Source organism: Haloferax namakaokahaiae (assembly GCF_042663225.1).
In the GTDB taxonomy this organism is placed as follows: domain Archaea; phylum Halobacteriota; class Halobacteria; order Halobacteriales; family Haloferacaceae; genus Haloferax; species Haloferax namakaokahaiae.
Genome location: NZ_JBHTAA010000001.1, coordinates 800,994 through 821,253 on the forward strand (window position 1 = coordinate 800,994; position 20,260 = coordinate 821,253).

19 protein-coding genes are annotated in these 20,260 nt (G+C 65.2%); 9 read left to right on the top strand and 10 right to left on the bottom strand.

The genetic code is table 11. The features are described 5' to 3' along the window. The first annotated feature begins 14 nt into the window (after window positions 1-14). From ACFQJC_RS04325 to ACFQJC_RS04350, 6 genes are all read left to right on the top strand, one after another. Complete coding sequence (locus ACFQJC_RS04325; protein ID WP_390222021.1) at window positions 15-3,233, top strand: bacterio-opsin activator domain-containing protein; 3,219 nt, start codon at window positions 15-17, stop codon at window positions 3,231-3,233. Between the two features lie 134 nt (window positions 3,234-3,367). After that, on the top strand, window positions 3,368-3,715 hold the full coding sequence (locus ACFQJC_RS04330; RefSeq protein WP_390222334.1) for a HalOD1 output domain-containing protein: 348 nt from the start codon (window positions 3,368-3,370) through the stop codon (window positions 3,713-3,715). Between the two features lie 208 nt (window positions 3,716-3,923). Next, the gene (locus tag ACFQJC_RS04335) at window positions 3,924-4,403 is read left to right on the top strand and encodes a DUF5810 domain-containing protein (protein ID WP_390222022.1); all 480 of its coding nucleotides are present in this window, start codon (window positions 3,924-3,926) and stop codon (window positions 4,401-4,403) included. Between the two features lie 24 nt (window positions 4,404-4,427). Further along, the gene (locus ACFQJC_RS04340) at window positions 4,428-4,901 is read left to right on the top strand and encodes a DUF5809 family protein (RefSeq protein ID WP_390222023.1); all 474 of its coding nucleotides are present in this window, start codon (window positions 4,428-4,430) and stop codon (window positions 4,899-4,901) included. Then, entirely contained in the window at window positions 4,898-5,461 is a 564-nt protein-coding gene (locus ACFQJC_RS04345; RefSeq protein ID WP_390222024.1) for an NUDIX hydrolase, read from the top strand. The genes ACFQJC_RS04340 and ACFQJC_RS04345 overlap by 4 nt, the downstream gene beginning before the upstream one ends. Before the next feature lie 41 nt (window positions 5,462-5,502). Then, window positions 5,503-5,847 (top strand): rhodanese-like domain-containing protein, encoded by a 345-nt coding sequence (locus ACFQJC_RS04350; RefSeq protein ID WP_390222025.1) that lies wholly within the window; start codon window positions 5,503-5,505, stop codon window positions 5,845-5,847. An 86-nt stretch (window positions 5,848-5,933) separates the two neighbouring features. On the opposite strand, the gene yciH is transcribed toward ACFQJC_RS04350, so the two are convergent. From yciH to ACFQJC_RS04380, 6 genes are all read right to left on the bottom strand, one after another. Continuing rightward, window positions 5,934-6,227 (bottom strand): stress response translation initiation inhibitor YciH, encoded by a 294-nt coding sequence (gene yciH, locus ACFQJC_RS04355; RefSeq protein ID WP_390222026.1) that lies wholly within the window; start codon window positions 6,225-6,227, stop codon window positions 5,934-5,936. Between the two features lie 63 nt (window positions 6,228-6,290). Then, a complete protein-coding gene (locus tag ACFQJC_RS04360; protein WP_390222027.1) occupies window positions 6,291-7,313 on the bottom strand; it encodes a DUF7096 domain-containing protein in 1,023 nt (340 codons plus the stop codon). A gap of 146 nt (window positions 7,314-7,459) precedes the next feature. Then, window positions 7,460-8,662, bottom strand: coding sequence for a DUF7345 domain-containing protein (locus ACFQJC_RS04365; RefSeq protein ID WP_390222028.1), 1,203 nt, complete (start codon window positions 8,660-8,662; stop codon window positions 7,460-7,462). An 84-nt stretch (window positions 8,663-8,746) separates the two neighbouring features. Continuing rightward, window positions 8,747-10,975, bottom strand: a complete 2,229-nt coding sequence (locus tag ACFQJC_RS04370) for a transglutaminase TgpA family protein (RefSeq protein WP_390222029.1) — start codon at window positions 10,973-10,975, stop codon at window positions 8,747-8,749. Further along, complete coding sequence (locus ACFQJC_RS04375) at window positions 10,972-11,973, bottom strand: DUF58 domain-containing protein (protein WP_390222030.1); 1,002 nt, start codon at window positions 11,971-11,973, stop codon at window positions 10,972-10,974. The genes ACFQJC_RS04370 and ACFQJC_RS04375 overlap by 4 nt, the downstream gene beginning before the upstream one ends. After that, a complete protein-coding gene (locus ACFQJC_RS04380; RefSeq protein WP_390222031.1) occupies window positions 11,970-12,926 on the bottom strand; it encodes an AAA family ATPase in 957 nt (318 codons plus the stop codon). The genes ACFQJC_RS04375 and ACFQJC_RS04380 overlap by 4 nt, the downstream gene beginning before the upstream one ends. Window positions 12,927-13,102: 176 nt before the next feature. Between ACFQJC_RS04380 and mutS the strand changes: the two genes are divergently transcribed. Next, complete coding sequence (gene mutS / locus ACFQJC_RS04385) at window positions 13,103-15,736, top strand: DNA mismatch repair protein MutS (RefSeq protein WP_390222032.1); 2,634 nt, start codon at window positions 13,103-13,105, stop codon at window positions 15,734-15,736. Next, complete coding sequence (mutL, locus tag ACFQJC_RS04390; RefSeq protein WP_390222033.1) at window positions 15,733-17,385, top strand: DNA mismatch repair endonuclease MutL; 1,653 nt, start codon at window positions 15,733-15,735, stop codon at window positions 17,383-17,385. Before mutS ends, mutL begins: the two co-directional genes overlap by 4 nt. 2 nt (window positions 17,386-17,387) lie before the next feature. Here mutL and ACFQJC_RS04395 read toward each other — a convergent pair whose 3' ends face one another. After that, window positions 17,388-17,606, bottom strand: coding sequence for a DUF7573 domain-containing protein (locus tag ACFQJC_RS04395; RefSeq protein WP_390222034.1), 219 nt, complete (start codon window positions 17,604-17,606; stop codon window positions 17,388-17,390). Window positions 17,607-17,696: 90 nt separating this feature from the next. On the opposite strand from ACFQJC_RS04395, the gene ACFQJC_RS04400 reads away from it, so the two are divergent. Further along, a complete protein-coding gene (locus tag ACFQJC_RS04400) occupies window positions 17,697-17,939 on the top strand; it encodes a hypothetical protein (protein WP_390222035.1) in 243 nt (80 codons plus the stop codon). Here ACFQJC_RS04400 and ACFQJC_RS04405 read toward each other — a convergent pair. The 3 genes from ACFQJC_RS04405 to ACFQJC_RS04415 form a co-directional block, all read right to left on the bottom strand. Then, a complete protein-coding gene (locus ACFQJC_RS04405; protein ID WP_390222036.1) occupies window positions 17,887-18,879 on the bottom strand; it encodes a 5,10-methylenetetrahydromethanopterin reductase in 993 nt (330 codons plus the stop codon). The two genes, ACFQJC_RS04400 and ACFQJC_RS04405, sit on opposite strands and share 53 nt — an antisense overlap. Then, window positions 18,879-19,634 carry a coenzyme F420-0:L-glutamate ligase gene (locus tag ACFQJC_RS04410; protein WP_390222037.1) on the bottom strand — a complete coding sequence of 252 codons (756 nt, stop codon included), beginning with the start codon at window positions 19,632-19,634 and terminating at the stop codon, window positions 18,879-18,881. Before ACFQJC_RS04410 ends, ACFQJC_RS04405 begins: the two co-directional genes overlap by 1 nt. 113 nt (window positions 19,635-19,747) lie before the next feature. Beyond that, on the bottom strand, window positions 19,748-20,248 hold the full coding sequence (locus tag ACFQJC_RS04415; RefSeq protein ID WP_390222038.1) for a metallophosphoesterase family protein: 501 nt from the start codon (window positions 20,246-20,248) through the stop codon (window positions 19,748-19,750). Between the last annotated feature and the right edge of the window lie 12 nt (window positions 20,249-20,260).

The following is a 20,260-nucleotide window of genomic DNA, read 5'->3' on the forward strand; positions in this document are numbered from 1 at the left end:
CCGCCGTGCTGTGTGTGAGTGATGATGACCGGTTCGTCGAAACCGTAGAGTCATCGTTATCACAGGGTTCGGACGCGACAGTCCGCCACGTCCGAGAGACTGGGGCTGCGCACGCTGAACTCCGTTCGGCAAGCAGTGTGATTCACTGCGTCATTCTCGATATTCCACTTACTACCGGTGATGGGATTTCCTTTCTGCGCGAGTTTCGTGAACGCGACCTCGGTCTGCCGGTCATCGTCGTCGCACAGACAGAAGAAGACGCCACCGTCGCGGTCGATGCGGGCGCGACTGACTATCTGATTCGTGACCGAGAGACCGACTCGGCCCACTGGCTCGGCTTTCGAATCCGGACCGCGATTCGAGACCACGAGGTCGAACTCTCGTACCGTGCGCGTCTCGAACAACAGCGCGTCGTCTCCGAGATTGGCACTCGCGCCTTGGCGGACGTGAACGTCGCCGACGTGTTCGACCTCGTGACGACGCGGGTGAACGACGTGCTCGACGCCACCTCGGTCGTCGTTCTCGAACGCCTCGACGACCGCGACGGGTTCGTCGTCCGTGCATCTGCCGACAGTTCGACGACGCCGAAGCACGAGTTCGTCGCCGACTGTGACGAGAGCCACGTCACCGCGACGTATCACGAGGGACACTCACTCGTCGTCGATAACTTCGAGGCCGCCGAGGAGTACGACGACGCCTGTGCGTTCTCTTCGATAGCACTCCGGAGTGGCATGTGTACGCCAATCGCGGGCGACACCCGTTCGTGGGGGGTGCTCGGAGTGTACGCGGACGAAACGACGCACTTCTCGGACGACGACGTGCTCTTTTTGGAAAACATCGCCACGATTCTCGGGGCGACAATCGAGCGCTACGAGCTCAGAAACGCGCTTTCGGAGGTGTTAGAACGTATCGACGAAGCGGTTATCGCCGTCAATACGGACTGGGAAGTGACCTACGTCAACGGCACCGCAGAGAGCGGGTTGAATCACGACGCGGTGGAGATTCTCGGCCACGAACTGTGGGGACTCACCGACAACGACGACGAGTTCCGCACCAACCTCGAAACCGCGATGCGGACCCAACGGGCCGTCTCGTTCGAGACCTACTCCGAACAGTTCGAGTCGTGGTTCGACGTGAACGCCTACCCGTCGGACACCGGCCTTTCGATATACTTCACGGACATCACCGAAAAGCGAGCGCGGGAAGCGGAGATAAAACAGTACGGTCGCATGCTCGAAACCGTCGCGGACGCGGTGTACGCCCTCGACGTCGAGGGGCGGTTTACGGCTATCAACCCGGCCTTCGAGCAATTGACCGGTCTCCGGCGCTCCGACGTGCTCGGTTCGTCAGCGGGTCTCTTCGTGGCCAACGACGACCCGACCGACGGGGGCGACGAGGCGTTCGCCGCCACCTCGAACCAAATCGTCGAGTTCGAGATGACCAAACCCACCGGAGAGGTCATCCGCGTCGAGAATCACCGAACACCGCTCGTCGCCGAAGGCACCGAGTTCGGGTCCGTGGGCGTCCTCCGCGACGTGACGGAACGCCATCGCTACGAGCGGTTGCTCGCAACGCTCCACGAACGCACCCGCGAGATGATGCGTGCACCCGACCGCGACGCGATTCTCGCCGCGGCCGCCGAGGCGTGTGACGAAGTGCTCGGTGACGCTCGAACGGAGTTGTTCGTCTTCGACGAGTCGAAGACGCTCCTCCGACGAATCGGCGAGGCCGGAACCGGATTCGGAGACAAGCCAATCGGAGTAGGAATCGGCGAGGGCGGCGTCTGGGAGGCGTTCGTCTCCGGCGAAGTTCGCGTCGTCGAACTCGCACCGGACGGCGGCGTGGTCGATGGCGTCGAACGCGTCATCGCGGCCCCGATGGGTCGTCACGGCGTCCTCGTGACCGGCCATCCCGGCTCTCTCGCCCCGAACGACGTGGACGTCGAACTCGTCAACTTGCTCGTGGCGACCGTCGAGGAGTTACTCGAACGCGTCGAAGCGGAGACGGAGTTGCGCAAGCGCGACGAGCGACTGGCGAGCCAGAACGCGAAACTAACCAAACTCGACCGGGTGAACACCACGATTCGTGGCGTCGTCCGCTCGCTGATTCGCGCACCGACGCGAAGTGACGCGCTCGAAGCCGTCACGAAACAACTCGCCGAGTCGGAGAACTACGCGGTCGTCTGGTACCTCGAAGCCGACCAGTTCGAAAGAGGGTTCAAACCCAGCCAGGACGCCGTCCACGGCGCGGACTCGGCGTACGTCGAACGACTCCGGGAAGTCGCCGGTTCGGAGCCGTTTTCGACACTCCTCGAAGATGCCATCGACTCGAAACAGATGCAGACGGTCGGCGACGTCCTCGACGACCCGGCGTGGGGGAACCACCGAGGCGACGCACTCGCCTACGGCTTTCGCTCGCTCGCGGTACTGCCGAGTGTCGCCAACGACCGTGTCGAAGCGCTCTTCGTCATCCACGCGACGACGCCGAACGCGTTCGTCAACGGCGACAGCGCGCTGCTCGCCGAGTTAGGCGAGACCATCGGCTATGCGATTTCGACGACGGCGCGCGCCGCCGCGATGCTCACCGGGCGAAAAGCGGAACTCGAAATCGCCCTCGACGGTGACCGACTCTCGGTCGCTCGACTCGCGCGACGGATTGGCTGTGAGGTCACCGTCACCGGCGTCGTCCCGCAAGAGAACAACGGCATCCTCGCGTTCTTGGTCACCGATGCCGACCCAGAGAGAGTCATCGAGGTGGCCCGCGACGTCGCAATCGACGCGTGCGTCCTCTCGGAAGACGAAGACCGACAGTTGTTCGAACTTCGACTGCCGCGCGAGGCGCTGTTCGAGACGCTCTACGCATCGGACGCGACGTTACGCGAACTCGTCTCGACCGGCGCGGCGACGACACTCACTGTCGAAGTCCCAGAACGCGTCCGCGTTCGGTCGTTCGTCGATGCGATTGCCGCGGACTATCCGGCGACGGAACTCCGCTCGCGTCGGATGCTCACGAAGGGCAACGACTCGCCTGCGACGTTCCAGATGGCACTCCGCGAGCAGTGGACGGACAAACAGTACGAGGCGCTCCACACCGCATATCTCGCGGGGTTCTACGAGTGGCCGCGACTGAGTACGGCCGCGACACTCGCCGAAGCCCTTGGCATCAGCGCCCCGACGTATCAGTACCACTTACGTGCCGCTGAGAGAAAATTAGTCCGAGAAATGTTCGGATAAATTACACCTCTTTATAAACGACTCTAGCCTACTAGAGTCGTCACGAGTGGTGGTACTAGTCTGATAGCAACGAGTGATATATCCACACACGACGAATGACGCTTGTCGGCAAGACGCCGACGCGAACCGAAATCATGGACGAAACACGCGTTGCTTGGCAACCTGAAGTGGACAGGAACACTGGCACGAGAGACAGGGTCGTCGCTCGACACGACTGGAATGGACGGGACACACTCGCAGTGACAATCATCACGGCGACATCTCAGGCACGTGCCGAGGACCCACTCTCACTTCCCCCACTCGCAGAGACAATCGACCCAGATGCGCTCGATGGGTTGTTCGCTCCGCTGGTTCGGGCACCACGAGAAGACACCGCAGAGCGCGGGTCGAAACAGCCAGCACGCGGTCACGTTCGATTCCGGTATGCTGCCTGTGACGTAACCGTCTGGGCCGACGGAACGGTTACCGTCATGTCTGCCTAATCAGCATCACTACCCGGTGACTATCACATCACCACATCACCACCACCACCACCACCACACCATCACCACCACAGCAGTACGTGGCTTCGTCGGCCGTCCGCCACTCCCCACCACCATCTTTGGCGGACGCCACATGCTCCCTTCCGAGAGAGCGATACACTTCTGAACGAACTGTAAGGCATTTTTGTACCCGCAGAGTAGGACACGTATGGGATACGCATGTCCAGTGTGCGACGCACCACAACGCGACGAGACGCATCTCGCCAACCACCTCGCGTTGCAGGCACTCGTCCACGGTGACGACCACGAGGCGTGGCTGGACGAGCACGAACCGGACTGGGAGTCGATGAACGCCGACCGACTCGGCCCGCTCGTCGCCGAGTTCGCCGAGGAGGGCGAGTACGGCGAGGTGTTCGAAGACACCGTGGACCGCCGTTCGGGTGGCTCGATGGGGAGTGCCCACGGACATGGACACGGCCACGACCACACCCATAGCCATCCTCACGGCGACGAACACGCGCAGTCCCAACCGTTCGGCGGGGAGAGCGAGCAGTTGACCGGCGACGCAGCGGACATCTTCCAAGAGGCCAGACGACTCACCAAAGAGATGCAGGCCGACGAGACACGGACCGAGGCTGAGGAATCCGACGACGAGGACGCCGACGAGACCGACAAGAAAGAATCGTAAGTCTCGGGTTCGAATCGGACAGCGATGGAAACCCACGGGACGCTCGCACCGGAGACGCTCGACGCCGCGGCCGACGAATTCGACCGACTCGGGCCGACGACGCAGGTCGTCGTCCGCGAGACCGCCAAGGCGATGGAGTTCGACCGCGAGGAGTACCGCTCGCGCGTGACCGGAACCGTCGTCGAGACCGCCCGAAACGCGCTGTTCGCCGAGTTACTCGCCGTCACCGTCGGCTCCCGCGACGAGTTCGACGCGTGGTGCGACGACCACCCGGGCTACGAAGTAATCGAGTTGGGGAGCCCCGAAGTCGAGCGCGTCGCGTGGCACGCCGCCCCCTTCGCGGAAACTGTTATCGCCACGACGTTCCAGAACGAGCGCGAGGCCGCCGTGAGCACGCTTCGACGCAACGCCTTCGGACGTATCTATCGGGAGGCACTCCTCGGCGACGAAGAGAAAGAGGAGGATACGGGAGACGAGACGGCGGGTGAGAACCAGTGAGTGACGACGGGCGGCGACACGAGCGCCTTCCGGACCCCGCGTGGCCGGTCCTCGAAACCGAAGTCGAGTACGAGACCGGCTGGTTCACCGGCGGCTACGACCTCGTCGAACAACCCAACGGGACGACGAAACGCTACTACTGGGCGGAGTTGGCGACGGCCGTTGTCGTCGTGGCCGTCGCCGAGGACCACGTCGTCTTCGTCGAACAGTACCGACCGAACATCCGCCAGACGCAACTCGAACTCCCGGCCGGCGTCGTCGAAGCGGGCGAGTCGTTCGTCGATGCCGGACTGCGAGAACTCCGCGAAGAGACGGGGTTCGAAGCCGGGTCTGCGGCGCTCCTCGGCGACGTGTGGTGTTCGACCGGCGTGCTTCGCCATCGACGCGGGTTCGTCTTCGCCACCGACCTGACTCCGGTCGAACAGGACCTCGACGACAACGAGTTTCTCTCCGTCCGTGCGGTTCCCGTCGAGGACGTGGTCGAACTGGCGACCAGCGCGCCGACGAACGACGCGACCGTCGAGGGCGTGCTCTTGGCCAGCGAAGAAGGATTGTTGTAACGCTGCGAGTCGTTTATCCGAGTGGCCGCGGTGGTGTGACTATGGACCGCGAAGTCTCCCCCGCGGCGGTACAGGAACTTCTCGACGGCGACGACTCACCGCTCGTGGTGGACGTGAGTGCCCCCGACGAGTTCGCCGACGGCCACATTCCGGGGAGTCTCAACGTCCCGCTCGACGACCTCGTGACGCACCTCGGTCGTCTCGCCGGTGCATCCCACATCGTCACCGTCTGTCCCCGTGGCGAAGCGAGCATTCAGGCCGCGCGCCTGCTCGCGGCCTACGAGGGGACGAACGAGGCGCGTATCGAGAGCATGGAAGGTGGCCTCGACGTGTGGGACGGTCCCCTCGAAACCGGTGCGGACGAGTGGAACCCAGCAGAGGAGTGAAACCCGACCGAAGAGTGACCGAGCGCCGTCGCTCGTCGGTGGTGAGTTCGCCGAAAATCGCTTGGAGAAGAGAGGTTAGACGGTATTCACGCGACGTTGAACCCTTTCCCGCGGAGGAAGTCCTCCACGCGCCCGCGGTGGTTCCCTTGGAGTTCGATTGAGTCTTGCTCCACGGTACCACCGCAGGCAAATTTCGACTTCAGGTCCGACGATAGGCTGTCCATATCGACGTCCTTCGGGTCGAATCCCTCGATAACTGTAACCTCTTTTCCGTAGCGGCGCTCGTCGATGCGGATGGTTATCTCCTGAGACTCTTTGGCGACGTCTTCACAGACGCAGAGTTCTTCAGGCAGACCGCACGTCGAGCAGACTTCCGACATTACAATGTGAGGCTACAAGATGAGGATATTAAACAGTATCGGGACTCCGTAACACGGAGACGGTTATTCGTCTGCCGTCCCGCGTTCCCTGTCGTCCGGAGACGAGTCGGTCGTAGTCGTCTCTGAGTCGGTGTCGTCGGTCGTCGTCGTGTCGTCTGTCGTCGTCTCCGAGTCGGTCGTCTCGTCGCTGTCGGTGGTCACCGTCGTGTCGTCGGCGTCTTTGGCCTGTTTCCCACGGTTCGAGTTGTCGTTCTCCTTGTCCGACCCGCGGTCGTTCGGACGGCGGTCAGAGGCGCTGTCGCTCCCGTTTCCATTCCCGTTGCCGTTCCCACGCGCTTCTTCGGCACCGTCTTCACCTGCGTCGGCCGTCTCGTTCTCCTCGTCGTCAGATTTCTCCGACTTGTCACGGCCGAGTCCCTTGCCGGGGTTGTCGCCAGCGAGGTCACGGGCGATAGCCGAAACTTCGGGTCCGGTGAGGTTGTTCGCTCGCGTCCGCAACTCATCCAGTTCGGTGGTGTTCACACCGCGCTCGCGGAGGTCCGAGTCGGGCACCGTCGTCGCCGCCGACTCGGTTCGGTTGAGAATCGATTTCGTCTGTTCGAGTTCCGCGACGACGCGCGTCATCTGGACGCGGTAGCGCGCTTCGGAGATGTTGCCTTCCTCGTGGAGCGTCTCTAAGCGCTCTTGGCGTTGCTGGAGGGTGTCGAGGCGAGCGCGGGCGCGTTGCAGTTGCCCGGCCACGACGCCCGCTTTCGACCCGTTCGAGTTCGCGTTCTCGAAGCGGCGGTCGAAACTCCGGCGGTCGAGTTCGCCGTTCGTCTCAGAGCCTTGGACGCCGATGACGCCGGCGAGTTTCTGGCCCGGCGGCGTCTCGGTGTCGTTGGTAGACGCGTTCGTGGAGTCGTTGGTCGTCGTCGCGTTGGTCGTCGTGGTCGTACTGTTGTTGGCGGCCGTTTGCAACGCGGCCGACTCGTCGAGCGCATCGGCGGTGTTCGCGGGAGTCGCCGGTGCGGCCAAAGCGAGCGGTGCACCCATCGACACCACGACGAGCGCGGCGGCGAGCAGTGCAACAATTCGTCGGCTCATTACGCCACTCTTCGGCCCGTTCTCCCATATAAACTGACGGTCGTCTCGGCCAATCAACCGCGTTCAACGGGGTTTTTCGTCGTTCGAAAAGTGGCCGCAGTCTGCCGATTAGACGAACTCGACCGGTGTAAACGGTCGTAAGATATTTATTCTGGGTTTCGTCCGTCCGCGGACTCGTCTTCGTCTTCTTCCGGCAGTCGAAGAACGTTCTCGCGGCCGAGACGGAAGCCTTCGATAGTCCCCTCGTCGCGCATGCCGCGGACGACTTTGCTCGTCTTCGCGTCCGTCCAGTCGAGCGCGCCGGCGACTTCCTGTTGTTTGACGCGACCACCCTGCGATTCGATGAACTGGAGGACGCGCTCTTCGTTGCTCAGCAGTTCGGCCGGCGTCTGGTCGGCACCCGAATCGTCGCTGGCGGTCTCTGTGGTCGAGTCCGCCGATTCGTCCGATTCGGCCGTCGCCGCGGCCGTGCCTGTAGCACCCCGTTCCGAGACCGGTTCGGTGTCCACATTCGCCCCCGAATCGTCGCCAAAGACGCCGCGAGAGCGGGCGTAGAGCACGCCACCGCCGAGGAGCAACCCGACCACGACGAGTCCGCCGAGTGCCGTCGTCGTCGGGAACGGGTCGTCCGCGACGTTGCCGTCGCCGCCGGGCGTATCGTCTGTCGTCGTCGCCGTCGCGGGCGAACCAGCGCCGGGTTCGAGGACGACCCGCGGTTCGCCGGAGACGAACTCCGTGTCCGACCCGCGCCAGATGACCGTGTTCTCGCGGGTCTCGTCGGGAGAGGGTGCGACCGAGACGCTGCCGTACGACTCGGGCCACGAAATCATGAGCCGCGAGTCGGAATCGAGGAAGAAGCCCTCGATAGCGTCGCCGACGACGAGTCGGTCGCCATCGACGGCGGCGAAGTTCGACCACTCGAACGAGTAGGTGACGACCCCGTAGCTATCGGGGAGCGAGCGCGTGTCGGCCGAGACGGAGACGTTCGAGACGGCCATGTCGCGGCCGGTAGAGTTCTCGGCGGCCGAGACCGTTCCCTCGATTCGGTCGCGGAAGTCGGCCGTGTAGTTGTCGGGATTGTCGCTGATGTCCGCGCTGAGCGAGTCGAACGCCTCGGTGGTGTTCTGGTCGTCGAGGCGGGTCCAGTACTGAATCTGCCAGTGGGCGGAGCCGTTCTCGCGGATATCGACGGTGATTCGCGTGCTATCCGGGACGACGCCCTGCTGGACGAGGGGTTCTACGCCGGGACCGGCGGCAGACCCCTCGGGAGTGGCCGCGACGGGCGCGACCATCGCCAGCACACAGAGTAGCGCACAGAGCACCGCGGGGACAGCGTCTCGTATCGCCATTGCACAGTCATCCACAGTGAGGCGTCAAAAAGGGACGAGGTTCAGCACGCACAGTTCGAGCGGTCGGCGCGCACTCGCCGGCGGTCAGCGACCCCAGCGCTTGAGCACGGGCAGGCGCGAGCGAATCGCGTCGTTGGCGATGCTGACCGCTTCCGTCGCGTCTTCGCGCGAGACGCCCCGGCCGTAGCGTGCGCGCTCGTACAGCACGCCGAGCGACTGCGTTCGGGTATCGACGCCGACCCGCGAGAGCGCATCGAGGTAGTTGCGGACGGTCTCACCCGAACGCCGCGGGCGATACGTTCGTTCGAGGATGCGTTCGAGGCGGTCGTAGGCCCGTAGCACGTCTTCCGTCGGCTGGTCCGTCCGTCGCTGGAAGACCAGATAGAGCACCAACCAGAGCTTCTGCGGCACCCGCAAACGTCGTGCGCCGGCGACGATACCGACGAAGCCGGCGAACCAGACGAACATGGTCTCCCGAGAGGGCGTCGTCGAGAACAGCCCACCGTTCGATTGCGAACCGCCCGATGCTGGCGGTGTGATGCCGAGACGGTCGTCCAAGCCGGGTCCGAGGTTGCTCGCGTTGGAGTCGTTCCCCGCCGGCGTGGCCGTCGAGTCCGGCGAGTTGTTGGGCGTGGACGTCTCGGTCTCGGTCGTGTTCTCGGGCGTCTCCGGGCGCGTCTCGTTGGTATCGACGCCCTGTTCGCCGTCGTCTCGCGCCTGCACGAGGCGCTGGTCTTCGGCGGCGCGTCGGGGTTCGGTGGGCGTCGGGTCGAAGCGCACCCAGCCGGTGTCTTCGAAGTAGACTTCGACCCACGCGTGGGCGTCGAGGCCGCGGACGACGTATCGACCGTCTTCGACCGGTTCGCCGGTCGTGTAGCCGGTGACGAACCGTGCTGGGACGCCTTCGGAGCGCAGGAGCACGACCATACTCGACGCGTAGTACGTACAGTACCCCGAGTCCATCTCGAAGAGGAAGCCCTCGACGATGTCTCCGTCCGGGCGACTCACTTGCAGGGAGTACTCCTTGTTCTCCTCTAACCACCGCTCGATAGCGACGGCCTTGTCGTAGGGCGTCTCCGCGTCTGCAGTGATGGTCGCGGCCTGTTGACGAACGCGGTCTGACGTGCTGTCGGGAAGTGCGAGATATCGGTCACGAATCTCGTCGGGGTAGTCGGTTCCGGTCCGCCGGAGCGAGGCGGCGGTGTACTGCGGTATTGCGCTGGTGACGGTGTAATTTTCGCCTCGCTCGATGGTTCGACCCGGCCGGATGGTCCCTTGGGTCGTGACGAGCGTCTCCGAGGCGACGTCGCCATCGACGGTGAGTGGCCGCCACGCCGCGGGCATCGCATCGAGCGGTGTCGCGGGCGTGACAGTCTGTTCGACCCGCCGCGATGGTCCCGGTGGTTCGTCCAACCGACCACCGCTGTAGGGGGCGGTGTTGCCGGTCCGAACCCACCCGTTGCCGGTGTAGCGGTCGAACGCCGCGGTCTGCCAGTACGACGGCGTGTTACTCTCGACTTCGAATCGCACCTCCGGCGAGAGGCTGATGCTCCCGACGATACCGACGCTGTCGGTCGAACTCACGAGACTCGCTTCGACGGTCGGTTGGTCGGAGAGACCGCTGTTCGGGATGATTGGCGCGGCACCCGCACCGGGGAGGACGCTCACCGTCGCGGCGACGACGATCATCGCGGCGACGACGAGGATGAGCGCGTCGAGTTGGCCACCGGAAGCACCGAATCGGTCGAGCGAGTCGAATCCGAGCGCGGCCGCACCGGCGCACACGCCGACGAGGGTGAGCAAGCCGTCTGCGTCGCCGGTGAGGACGAACAGGCCGAGACCGACGCCCGCGACGACGACCGCAGGACCGTAGCGTCCGCGGACGGCGAAGTACCACGCGAGAAACAGCGGGGCGGGCGTCACCGCGAGTGCCCACACGTCGGCGGCGACCAACCGAAGCACCGACAACCCGCTGGCCAGCGCGAGCGAGTCGGACGCGAGCTGGTCGAACGAGAGGAGCGCGAGCTGGCTCTCGGGTAACGACAGGATGTAGATGCCGAAGCCGCCGCCGAGGATGAGCAGGGTCAGTGTGAGCGCAATCGCCGGACGGAGCGTCTTTCCGACGAGTGTCGCCGCGGCGAACGTGACCACGACGAGCAGGACGAACTGGTCGCGGCGGCCGACGATGTCCGTCACGTCGTAGAGGACGGCCAGGAACGACCCGAGTAGCACGACGAGCGACGCCAGCGCGAGATACCGGGTCGGAATCCCGAGTGTCGTCCGCGACGTTCCGGTCGCCGAGTGGGTGCTCACGAGACCACCTCTGACGCGGAGCGACCGCCGAGTGACGCCTTCACGCCGCCGTCTTCGCGGAGTTGTTCGAACGAGAACTCACGGCCACTGAGGATAATCGTCGTCTGTGCCCTCTCGCCGCGAACGACGACCTCTGCGCTCGGTTCGGGCACCGAACCCGGGTGCAACTGCGCGAGGTGCGAGAGCACGTGGCGACGACTCCCCGACACCGCATCGAGCGTCCCGACGGGCGTCGAGAGTTCGATGGGAATCTCCAGTTCGAGGAGCGAACAGCAGACGGCCGCGGCCGCTTCGGCCACGTCGTCTTCGCTTCCTTCGACGCTCCCGACCGAGACCTGAACGGCACTCGGGTCCGTGCGGTCGGTGAACGCCTTGACCATGAGGTCGTCGGACTTCGCGCTCGACTTCCAGTGGATATCGCGGAGCGGGTCGCCGTGGACGTACCCGCGGAGGCGGTCGAACTCGCCGCGCTCGTCCGAGACGCCACTGTGAGAGAGTCGTGCGAGCGTTCGGCGAGCGGGCGTCGAGAGCGCGCGCAATCGCGGGAAGACGAGCACGTCGGTCCGGTCGGAGACCTCGAATCGCCGCGAGAAGAATCCGAGGACGTCGTAGGCGACGAGCGTCGTCGGGCCGAGCGTCTGTCGCCCGCGATGGAGATACTCGACTTCGTAGGTGACTGGGTCGTCGCCGACGACGGTTTCGACCGTCGAGTCGCCGGCCAGTCCCTCCGAAAGACTATCGGTGATGCGTGCCGGAAACGCCGGACTCGCGTCGAACGAGAGCGAGACGGTGCGCCGTTCGTCGGGGAAGCCGTCGTCTACGGGGGTTCGGGAGACGCGAGGCTGCGAGAGGCGACGGAGCTGAATCGCGGAGACGACGAGGGCGACGACGACGGGAACGACCACCGCGTTGAGTGCGCGTGGGCCGAAGGCGACGGCGTTGCCGACGGCGGCGGCGACGACCACGAGCGCGAACCAGCCGCGACGTGTCGGTTTCATTCGACGGTGACGTCGGTGAGCGCCCGTTCGACGATAGTCCGACCGGGGGTGCCCTCGGAGGTTCGAATCCGGTGTGCCCACACGCTCTCGATTTCGCGTTGGACGTCGTCCGGAACGACGAAGTCACGCGCATCGAGGACCGCGCGTGCTTGCGATGCGCGGACGAGTGCAATCGACCCGCGGGGACTGACCCCGAGATGTGCGTGTTCGCGGGTGGCCGCCGCGAGACGGGAGACGTAGGCTCTGACGGGTTCGCTCACGGTGACGCCGAGGACGGCCTCTCGTGCGCGTCGAACGTCGCCCGCGGTGGCGACCGCCGAGAGCGACTCGATTGGGTGGTGGCCCGACACGCGCCCGAGAAGTTCGGCTTCGTCCGCTTCGCTCGGATAGCCGAGGTGAATCTTCTTCATAAACCGGTCGAGTTCGGCGAGCGGCAGGTCGTACGTTCGGTCGGGTTCGACGTCGTTCTGCGTGGCGATGACGGTGAAGGGGTCGGGGACGCGCCGGGTCGTTCCGTCTACGGTCACCTGCAACTCCTCCATGACTTCGAGGAGGGCGGCTTGCGTCTTCGGCGGTGCGCGATTGATTTCGTCGCCGAGGACGACGTTGGCGAAGACGGGACCTTGCCGGAACTCGAACTCGCGGGTCTGCTGGTTGAACACGTTGACGCCCGTCACGTCCGAGGGGAGGAGGTCTGGCGTGAACTGGACGCGCTTGAAGGAAGCGTCGATAGACGTGGCGATAGCGCGGGCGAGCATGGTCTTGCCCACGCCCGGCACGTCCTCCAAGAGGAGGTGACCACGGGCGAAGAGGGCGACCAGAATATCTTCGATAGCGTCGTGGTGGCCGACGATGACCTGTTCGACGTTGTCGGAGATACGTTCAGCGAGGTCTGCTACCGACTCGACAGAGAGGGCAGGGTCTAAGTCGGATTCTGCGTGTGCGTCAGTCATTGATAGAGGGAACAGTCCGAGGTGCCGCGGTGGACTGATTCATTGATCATGTATATTGGCTGGATATACCTAACGTTGCTGGATGTGTGCATACCACAATCCAACCTACGTGAGCGGGCGGAACCGCCACGAGACGGCTTCCCGAAGCTTTTGTCCCTCGGCGACTGCGTACAGGTATGAACGCGGACGCCCCGAGCACAGCGGTCTACGGCGCACCCGAGGAGATGCTGGCGGTGCGCGAGGACCTGACCCCGATGCTCTCGCAGTACGCCGACTGCTGTGAGAGCCACGACGACGCGCTCGTGCTCTTTCAGGTCGGCGACTTCTACGAGGCTTTCTGCGGCGCGGCCGAGACGGTGGCACGAACCTGCGAGGTGACGCTCACGAAACGCGAGGATTCGACCGGGACGTGGCCGATGGCCGGCATCCCCATCGACAACGCCGCGGGCTACATCGAACGTCTGCTCGACGCCGGCTATCGCGTCGCCCTCGCCGAACAGGTCGAAGACACGTCCGAGGCATCGGGACTCGTGGACCGGGCGGTCACGCAGCTCATCACACCCGGCACCGTCGTAGACGAAGAACTCCTCGAAGCAGGCCGAGCGACCTACCTCGGCGCGGTGGCCCGCGACGGCGACACGTACGGTCTCGCCGTCGTTGACGTTTCGACCGGCGAGTGTCTCGTCACCGGCGCGGACCGCGCGCTCGCACTCGAAGAACTCGAACGCCTCGCCCCGGCCGAACTCGTCGTCGGCCCGGATTGCGACCTCCCGATTCTCTCGTTCGACCCGATGGTCACGCCGTTCGACGCGTCGGCGTTCGACCTCGACTCGGCGCGCGAGACGCTCTCGTCCTACACGACCCAACCCGACGCAATCGTCGAGTCGGAGGCCGAACTCAGCGCGGCGGGCGCGCTCCTCGCCTACGCCGAGTACGCCCACGGCGAGGAGAAGTTGGAGTACGTCTCGCGTCTCACGCGCTTCGACCCCCGCGAATTTCTGCAACTCGACGCGACGGCGCTTCGAAGCCTCGAACTCTTCGAATCCCGGAGCGTTCGCGCCGGCAGCACGCTTCTCGACGTGCTCGACGAGACGGCCTGTGCGCTCGGCCGCCGCAGATTAGAGGCGTGGCTTCGCCGCCCGCTGGTCGAGCGCGAGGACATCGAGCGCCGACTCGACGCAGTTGCCGAACTCACCGACGACGCGCTCCTCCGCGACGACCTGAACCAACACCTCTCGGCCGTCTATGACCTCGAACGACTCGTCACACGCATCTCTCGGGAACGCGCCAACGCCCGCGACCTGCGCTCGCTGAAAGCCACGCTCGACCGCGTCCCCGAACTCACCGACGCCCTCGCCGATGCAGAGTCAGACCTCCTCCGGTCGGTTCGCGCCGACTTGGACGAACTCGAAGACGTGCGCGAACTCGTCGGCGACGCCATCGTCGGCGACCCGCCACAGGAGATTACCGAGGGCGGCGTCATCGCCGACGGCTTCGACAGCGAACTCGACTCAGTTCGCTCGACTGCGACCGACGGCAAAGAATGGGTCTCGAACCTCGAAGCCCACGAGCAGGAGCGAACCGGCATCGACTCGCTCGAAGTCGGATACAACCAGGTCCACGGCTACTACATCGAGGTGACGAACCCGAACCTCGACCGCGTCCCCGAGGAGTACGTCCGCCGGCAGACGCTCAAAAATTCAGAGCGATTCTACACGCCCGAACTCAAAGAGCGCGAGGACGAGATTCTGCGCGCCTCCGACCGCGCCGACGCCCTCGAATACGACCTCTTCTGCGAGGTCCGCCGCGACGTGGCCGCCGAGAGCGAGCGAATTCAGGGCGTGGCGGGCGCGCTCGCCGTCCTCGACGTGCTTCGGACGCTGGCCGACGTCGCAGTCGCTAACGACTACGCCCGACCGGAGTTCGGAAGTGAGAACATCGACATCGACGCCGGGCGGCACCCCGTGGTCGAACGGGCCCAGTCGGAGTTCGTCCCCAACCCGGCGTCGCTCCCCCGCGGGTCGATTGCACTCATCACCGGGCCGAACATGTCCGGCAAATCGACCTACATGCGACAGGTCGCGCTCGTCGTCGTCCTCGCGCAGGTCGGCAGTTTCGTCCCGGCCCGGAGCGCCCGCCTCCCCGTCATCGACCGCATCTTCACGCGAATCGGTGCCTCCGACGACATCGCGGGCGGGCAATCGACGTTCATGCGCGAGATGAGCGAACTCACCGAGATTCTGCACAACGCGACGGAGGACTCGCTCGTCCTCTTGGACGAAGTCGGCCGCGGCACCTCGACCACCGACGGACTCGCCATCGCCCGCGCCGCGACCGAGTTCCTGCACGACGACGTGGGGGCGACCACCCTCTTTGCGACTCACTATCACGACCTGACCGAAATCGCGGGCGAGTACGAGGGCGTGTTCAACCTGCATTTCACCGCCACGCAGACGGAGGGCGAGGTGACGTTCCTCCACAGCGTCGCCGACGGTCCTTCCTCTTCTTCCTACGGCGTCGAAGTCGCCCAACTCGCGGGCGTCCCGCACTCTGTCGTTGACCGGGCACGAACACTGGTCTCGGATGGGGCCACAGAGAACGATTCGAGGACCGACGAGCGAGAGACAGCGACGAGAGAGACGCTCGACGCCTACATCGACGGGTTGGAGAACGGCCACGAGGAGTCCGAAGACTCGACAACTGCCGACCAGCAAGTCGTCGCCGACGAACTTCTCGCCGCCGACCTCGCTTCGACCACACCGCTCGAAGCGCTGAACCTTCTCTCCGAACTGCAGAACCGACTGAAATGATTCGCACACTCGACGCGGAGACGCGGGCCAAAATCGCCGCCGGCGAGGTGGTCGCACGCCCCGCGAGCGTCGTCATCGAACTCCTCGAAAACGCCCTCGACGCGGGCGCGGAGACGATACAGATAGCCGTCGATGGCGGCGGGACCGAGCGAATCCGCGTCGTGGACGACGGCCGTGGAATGAGCGAGGCGGACGCGACGCTCGCCGTCGAGCGACACACGACGAGCAAACTGTCCGACGCCGACGAGTTGGAGATGGTCGAGACGCTCGGCTTCCGGGGCGAAGCACTCCCGAGCATCGCGGCCGTCGCCCGCCTCGACCTGACGACGAACGACGGCGGCGAACGCGGCACGCGCGTTGTGGTCGAACGCGGCGACAAGACCGTCTCGCCCGCCGGACGCGGACGCGGAACGACGGTCGAAGTCACCGGTCTGTTCGCCGAACGACCCGCCCGGAAGAAGGCGCTCGCGGCGGCCGAAACCGAGTTCGCGCGTATCACGAGCATCGTCACTCGCTACGCGCTCTGCCGGCCCGACGTTCGGTTCGTCCTCCGGCACGACGACCGTCAGACGCTCTCGACGCCGGGCAGCGGCGATTTTATCGCGGCGATGCTGGCCTGTTACGGCCGCGATGCCGCCGGGCAGGCATCGACGTTCGACGCCACACAGGTCGTCTCCGTCGGCGACGAACGCGCGGAGATTCGCGTCGATGGCGTCCTCTGCCACCCCGCAATCAGTCGCGCGCGGCGCGACCACGTCCACGTCTCCGTGAATGGGCGTGCACTCGCCGAACCGCGGATTCGGCGGGCAGTCTCCGATGGCTACGGGACGCTCCTCCCCGATGGCCGGGAACCCGTCGCCGTCGTCCGACTCGCGCTGCCGCCAGCGTGGGTTGACCATAACGTGCACCCCGCGAAAGACGAAGTCGGCTTCCGCGACCCGCAAGCGGTCGCAGAGACCGTCGAATCGGCGGTTCGAGACGCGCTCTCGACCGCTGACTTGGCTCGGAGCGCCGACCTCGCCATGGACCTCGACTCGTCTCTTTCTGCCCGCGGCGAAGAGTCGGTCTTCGACGACGTGGCCGTCATCGGTCGATTCCGCGACCTCTACGTCCTCTGCGAGGCGGGCGACGAGTTGCTTATCATCGACCAGCACGCCGCCCACGAGCGGGTGAACTACGAGCGACTTCTGGAGGCCGTGGCCGACGCCGGTATCGACTCAGTGGAGGTAGAACCACCCGCGCGAATCCGACTCTCCGCACCCGAAGCGGCGCTCTTCGAGGCGAATCGAGAGGCGGTCGAGAGATTGGGATTCTCGGTCACGGCGGCCGGGTCTGGGACCTATCGCGTCGAGGCGGTGCCCGCGCCGCTCGGACGGGCGTTCTCGCCGACGGCACTCGTGGACGCGATTGCCGACGTGGCCGCAGGCGACGTGAGCGACCCACGGGACGAGTTACTGAAAGACCTCGCGTGCCATCCCTCTATCAAGGCCGGCGACGCGTTGACCGACGAGGAAGCGAAGCGACTGGTCGAACGACTCGGTGCATGTGAGACGCCGTACAGTTGCCCGCACGGCCGACCGACCGTCTTAGCGCTCGACGAAGACGCGTTCGTTCGCGGGTTCGGCAGGCGGAGTGGACGGCGCGGGTAACCTCACCACGACTTACAGTCGTCGCAGACGTACTCGTCGTCGTCGAGCCATCGCTTTTGCACTGCGGTTCCACACCGCGGACAGGCGGTCGCCTCGGGCGTCCAGCGGTATGTGGCGAGCGTGTCGATTTCGGGCGAGTCGTCGTCTGGTTCGACACGCTCGTCTCGGTCTTCCGTGTCCGCCTCGTCGCCGTCGAAGTCGTCGAGCGAGAAGTTCGCCATCAGGTTCGAATCGCGTGTGCGAGGGCTTAGCCGTGGCGCACGCCGTGCGAAACCCACACAATCATTAGCCCCCGTTACCGAGAGTCGCGTATGGCTACGTTCACGGATTTCCTCGTGGCGCTCGTTCAGAGTATCATCGACCTGACGGTCGCGTTCGCAGACGTCGCGCTGAGCGACCCACTCTCGACGATTAGCTTCCTCTTCGGAAACCTCTTCATCATCGCCTCGGTCGGGGCGCTCGTCTACCTCGTCCTCGGAGCGCTCGTCTCCGAACTCGTCGTCACGACCGGTGCGGACCGTCGGTCGCAGCGTAAGCCCGCGCAGCGAGAGTAATCGCTTCTTCTACGTCGGGTCCGAGCGGCGACCCGACGACTAATCCGTCCGCGTGTTCGAGCACCGCGGCCATTCGCTCGGTGACTTCCTCGGGCGTCCCGGCCATCGAGAAGGCGTCTATCATCGCCGGTGTGACGAGACCGAACGCTTCCGAGAACTCGCCCGCCGAGATGCAGTCGCCAATCTCTGCGGCGCGCTCGCTGTCGATGCCGTGTCTGTCGAGGACCGGCGGGGCCGCCCCGGCGGTGATGAACGCGACCGGCGGGCGGGCGGCCTCGCGGGCGGCGTCGGCGTCTTCGGAGATGGAGACGCTGGCGTAGGCCGCGAGCGTGAACTCGCCGCGCGAGTCTGGTCGGTCCTCGCGGCCGATATCGACCTGTTCGCGCGCCCACGCGAGGTCGTCGGGGTGCGACCCGTTGAACAGCAGGCCGTCAGCGTGCTTGCCGGCCATGCGGCACATGTGCGGGCCTTCGCCGCCGACGTAGACGGGAATCTCGCCGGGCACGTCGAAGTTGAGACCGGCGTCGTGGGCTTCGAACGTTCCCTCGTGGGTGACGCGCTCGCCGTCCCACAGGTCCTGGGCGACTTTGAACGCCTCCAAGACCGAGCGAAGGCCGCGTTCGTCTTCGAGACCGAGGTTTCTGAGCGTAGATGGGTCGCCCGGCCCGATACCGAGCAGGCCGCGGCCGCCCGAGGCCTCGGCGACGGTTGCCACTTTGCCCGCCAGCGTGACGGGGTGCATCTCGTAGGGGTTGACGACGCCGGGACCGAGGCGGATGTCGTCGGTCTCGGCGGCGAGTCGCGCGAGGACCGCGAAGGGGTCGCGGTTGTTGTAGTGACAGGAGACGAACAACGAGTCGTAGCCCGCGTCTTCTGCCTGCGTTCCCAGTGCAACGAGGTCGTCTACCGGGTGTTCCGGCGTGAGTTCGAGTCCGAACATTATGGGTCGTACCTCCAGTTTCTGAGTGCCTGTCTGACGAAGTCGCCCTCCACGTCGCGGAAGTGGGCGTCGCTCTCGCCGTGGTCGCCCCACTCGAAGTCGCGGACGACGACGATTGGGGTACCGTCTGCGCCTTCTCCCTGAAGAAGGTTCGCCGCGGCGGCGAGTTCGTCCACGACGCTCTCGACGGTGACGCCGAGTTCGCGGCCGTCGCGGTCGGGTTCGCCGCGCCAGTCTCGCGCGGGAGCCATCCCGGCCCAGCCGATGGCGACACCGCGCTGGCCGTGTCGGAACGGACGCCCGCACGTGTCGGTGACGACGACGCGGTCGGCGTCGATTCCGGCGCGGATGCGCTCGGCCGACTCGCTCGGGCGTTTCGGGAGCAAGAGCAAATCGTGGTCGGCGACGTTCGAGCGGTCGATGCCGGCGTTGACGCCGACGTGGCCGAATCGCGTCTCGGTCAGGAGAAACGGTTCCTCCATCACGAGTTCGACGCTCTCTTCGAGGACGGCCTGTGCGAACCGCGGGTCTTTCTCGTCGCCGGTCAACTCCGAGAGGCGACCTGCGAGTTCGCGGGCGCGCGGTCCGGCGGGGAAGTCGGAGAGGTCGAACAGCCGACCTTCCGCTTTCGAGACGACGGTCGAAGCCACGCAGACCACGTCGCCGGGGCGCAACTCGACGCGTTCCGAGACGATGGCCGCGAGGTCGTCGCCCTCGCGTATCTCGGGGACGTCGGGGACCGGAAACAGCTTCATAGAGTGGGAGAAGCATAGCGCCCCCAAAAACAACGGGGTGCTGGCGAACCGGGCCGGTATCGCCAGCGGGGAGTGCAAGTGAATCAGACAGCAGCGAGTCAGACGGCAGTGAGTCAGGCTTCGCCGTTCGAGACGACCTCGACCGAGAGCGTTCCGTCCACGATGTCGCCTATCATCATCGTCGAGGCGTCGCCCACGTTTGCGCCGGTCGCACTGCCCGGATTGAGGACGCGCACGTCGTCCCGCGTCTCGTCTACGATGTCGTGGATGTGCCCGCAGATGCCGATAGCAGTGTTGCCCGCGGACCCCCGAACCATGTCGGCGACGCGTTCGACGTAGCCGGTTCTCGGCCCCGTGCCGTGGGTGACGACGAACGTGAGACCGCCCGCTTCGACCACCTCGACGGTCGGTAGGTCCACGTCGTCCGAGTCCATGTTACCGCGGACGCCGACGAACTCCGCCGAAATCTCTCGGATGTGGTCGAGCGTCTCTGGAGAATCGAAATCACCCGCGTGGATGACTAGATCAGCATTCTGGATGTGGTCTTCCACCCACGAGGGAATGGAGTCCACTCGCCCCGGAACGTGTGTGTCGCTCAGGATAGCGAGCTTCATGGCCACATATAC

Coding starts and splice junctions, on each gene's coding strand:
- mutS (WP_390222032.1), top strand. CDS start 13,103: ATGAACGCGGACGCCCCGAGCACAGCGGTCTACGGCGCACCCGAGGAG.
- ACFQJC_RS04335 (WP_390222022.1), top strand. CDS start 3,924: ATGGGATACGCATGTCCAGTGTGCGACGCACCACAACGCGACGAGACG.
- ACFQJC_RS04375 (WP_390222030.1), bottom strand. CDS start 11,973: ATGAAACCGACACGTCGCGGCTGGTTCGCGCTCGTGGTCGTCGCCGCC.
- ACFQJC_RS04330 (WP_390222334.1), top strand. CDS start 3,368: ATGGACGAAACACGCGTTGCTTGGCAACCTGAAGTGGACAGGAACACT.
- yciH (WP_390222026.1), bottom strand. CDS start 6,227: ATGTCGGAAGTCTGCTCGACGTGCGGTCTGCCTGAAGAACTCTGCGTC.
- ACFQJC_RS04415 (WP_390222038.1), bottom strand. CDS start 20,248: ATGAAGCTCGCTATCCTGAGCGACACACACGTTCCGGGGCGAGTGGAC.
- ACFQJC_RS04410 (WP_390222037.1), bottom strand. CDS start 19,634: ATGAAGCTGTTTCCGGTCCCCGACGTCCCCGAGATACGCGAGGGCGAC.
- mutL (WP_390222033.1), top strand. CDS start 15,733: ATGATTCGCACACTCGACGCGGAGACGCGGGCCAAAATCGCCGCCGGC.
- ACFQJC_RS04350 (WP_390222025.1), top strand. CDS start 5,503: ATGGACCGCGAAGTCTCCCCCGCGGCGGTACAGGAACTTCTCGACGGC.
- ACFQJC_RS04400 (WP_390222035.1), top strand. CDS start 17,697: ATGGCTACGTTCACGGATTTCCTCGTGGCGCTCGTTCAGAGTATCATC.
- ACFQJC_RS04405 (WP_390222036.1), bottom strand. CDS start 18,879: ATGTTCGGACTCGAACTCACGCCGGAACACCCGGTAGACGACCTCGTT.
- ACFQJC_RS04340 (WP_390222023.1), top strand. CDS start 4,428: ATGGAAACCCACGGGACGCTCGCACCGGAGACGCTCGACGCCGCGGCC.
- ACFQJC_RS04380 (WP_390222031.1), bottom strand. CDS start 12,926: ATGACTGACGCACACGCAGAATCCGACTTAGACCCTGCCCTCTCTGTC.
- ACFQJC_RS04365 (WP_390222028.1), bottom strand. CDS start 8,662: ATGGCGATACGAGACGCTGTCCCCGCGGTGCTCTGTGCGCTACTCTGT.
- ACFQJC_RS04395 (WP_390222034.1), bottom strand. CDS start 17,606: ATGGCGAACTTCTCGCTCGACGACTTCGACGGCGACGAGGCGGACACG.
- ACFQJC_RS04360 (WP_390222027.1), bottom strand. CDS start 7,313: ATGAGCCGACGAATTGTTGCACTGCTCGCCGCCGCGCTCGTCGTGGTG.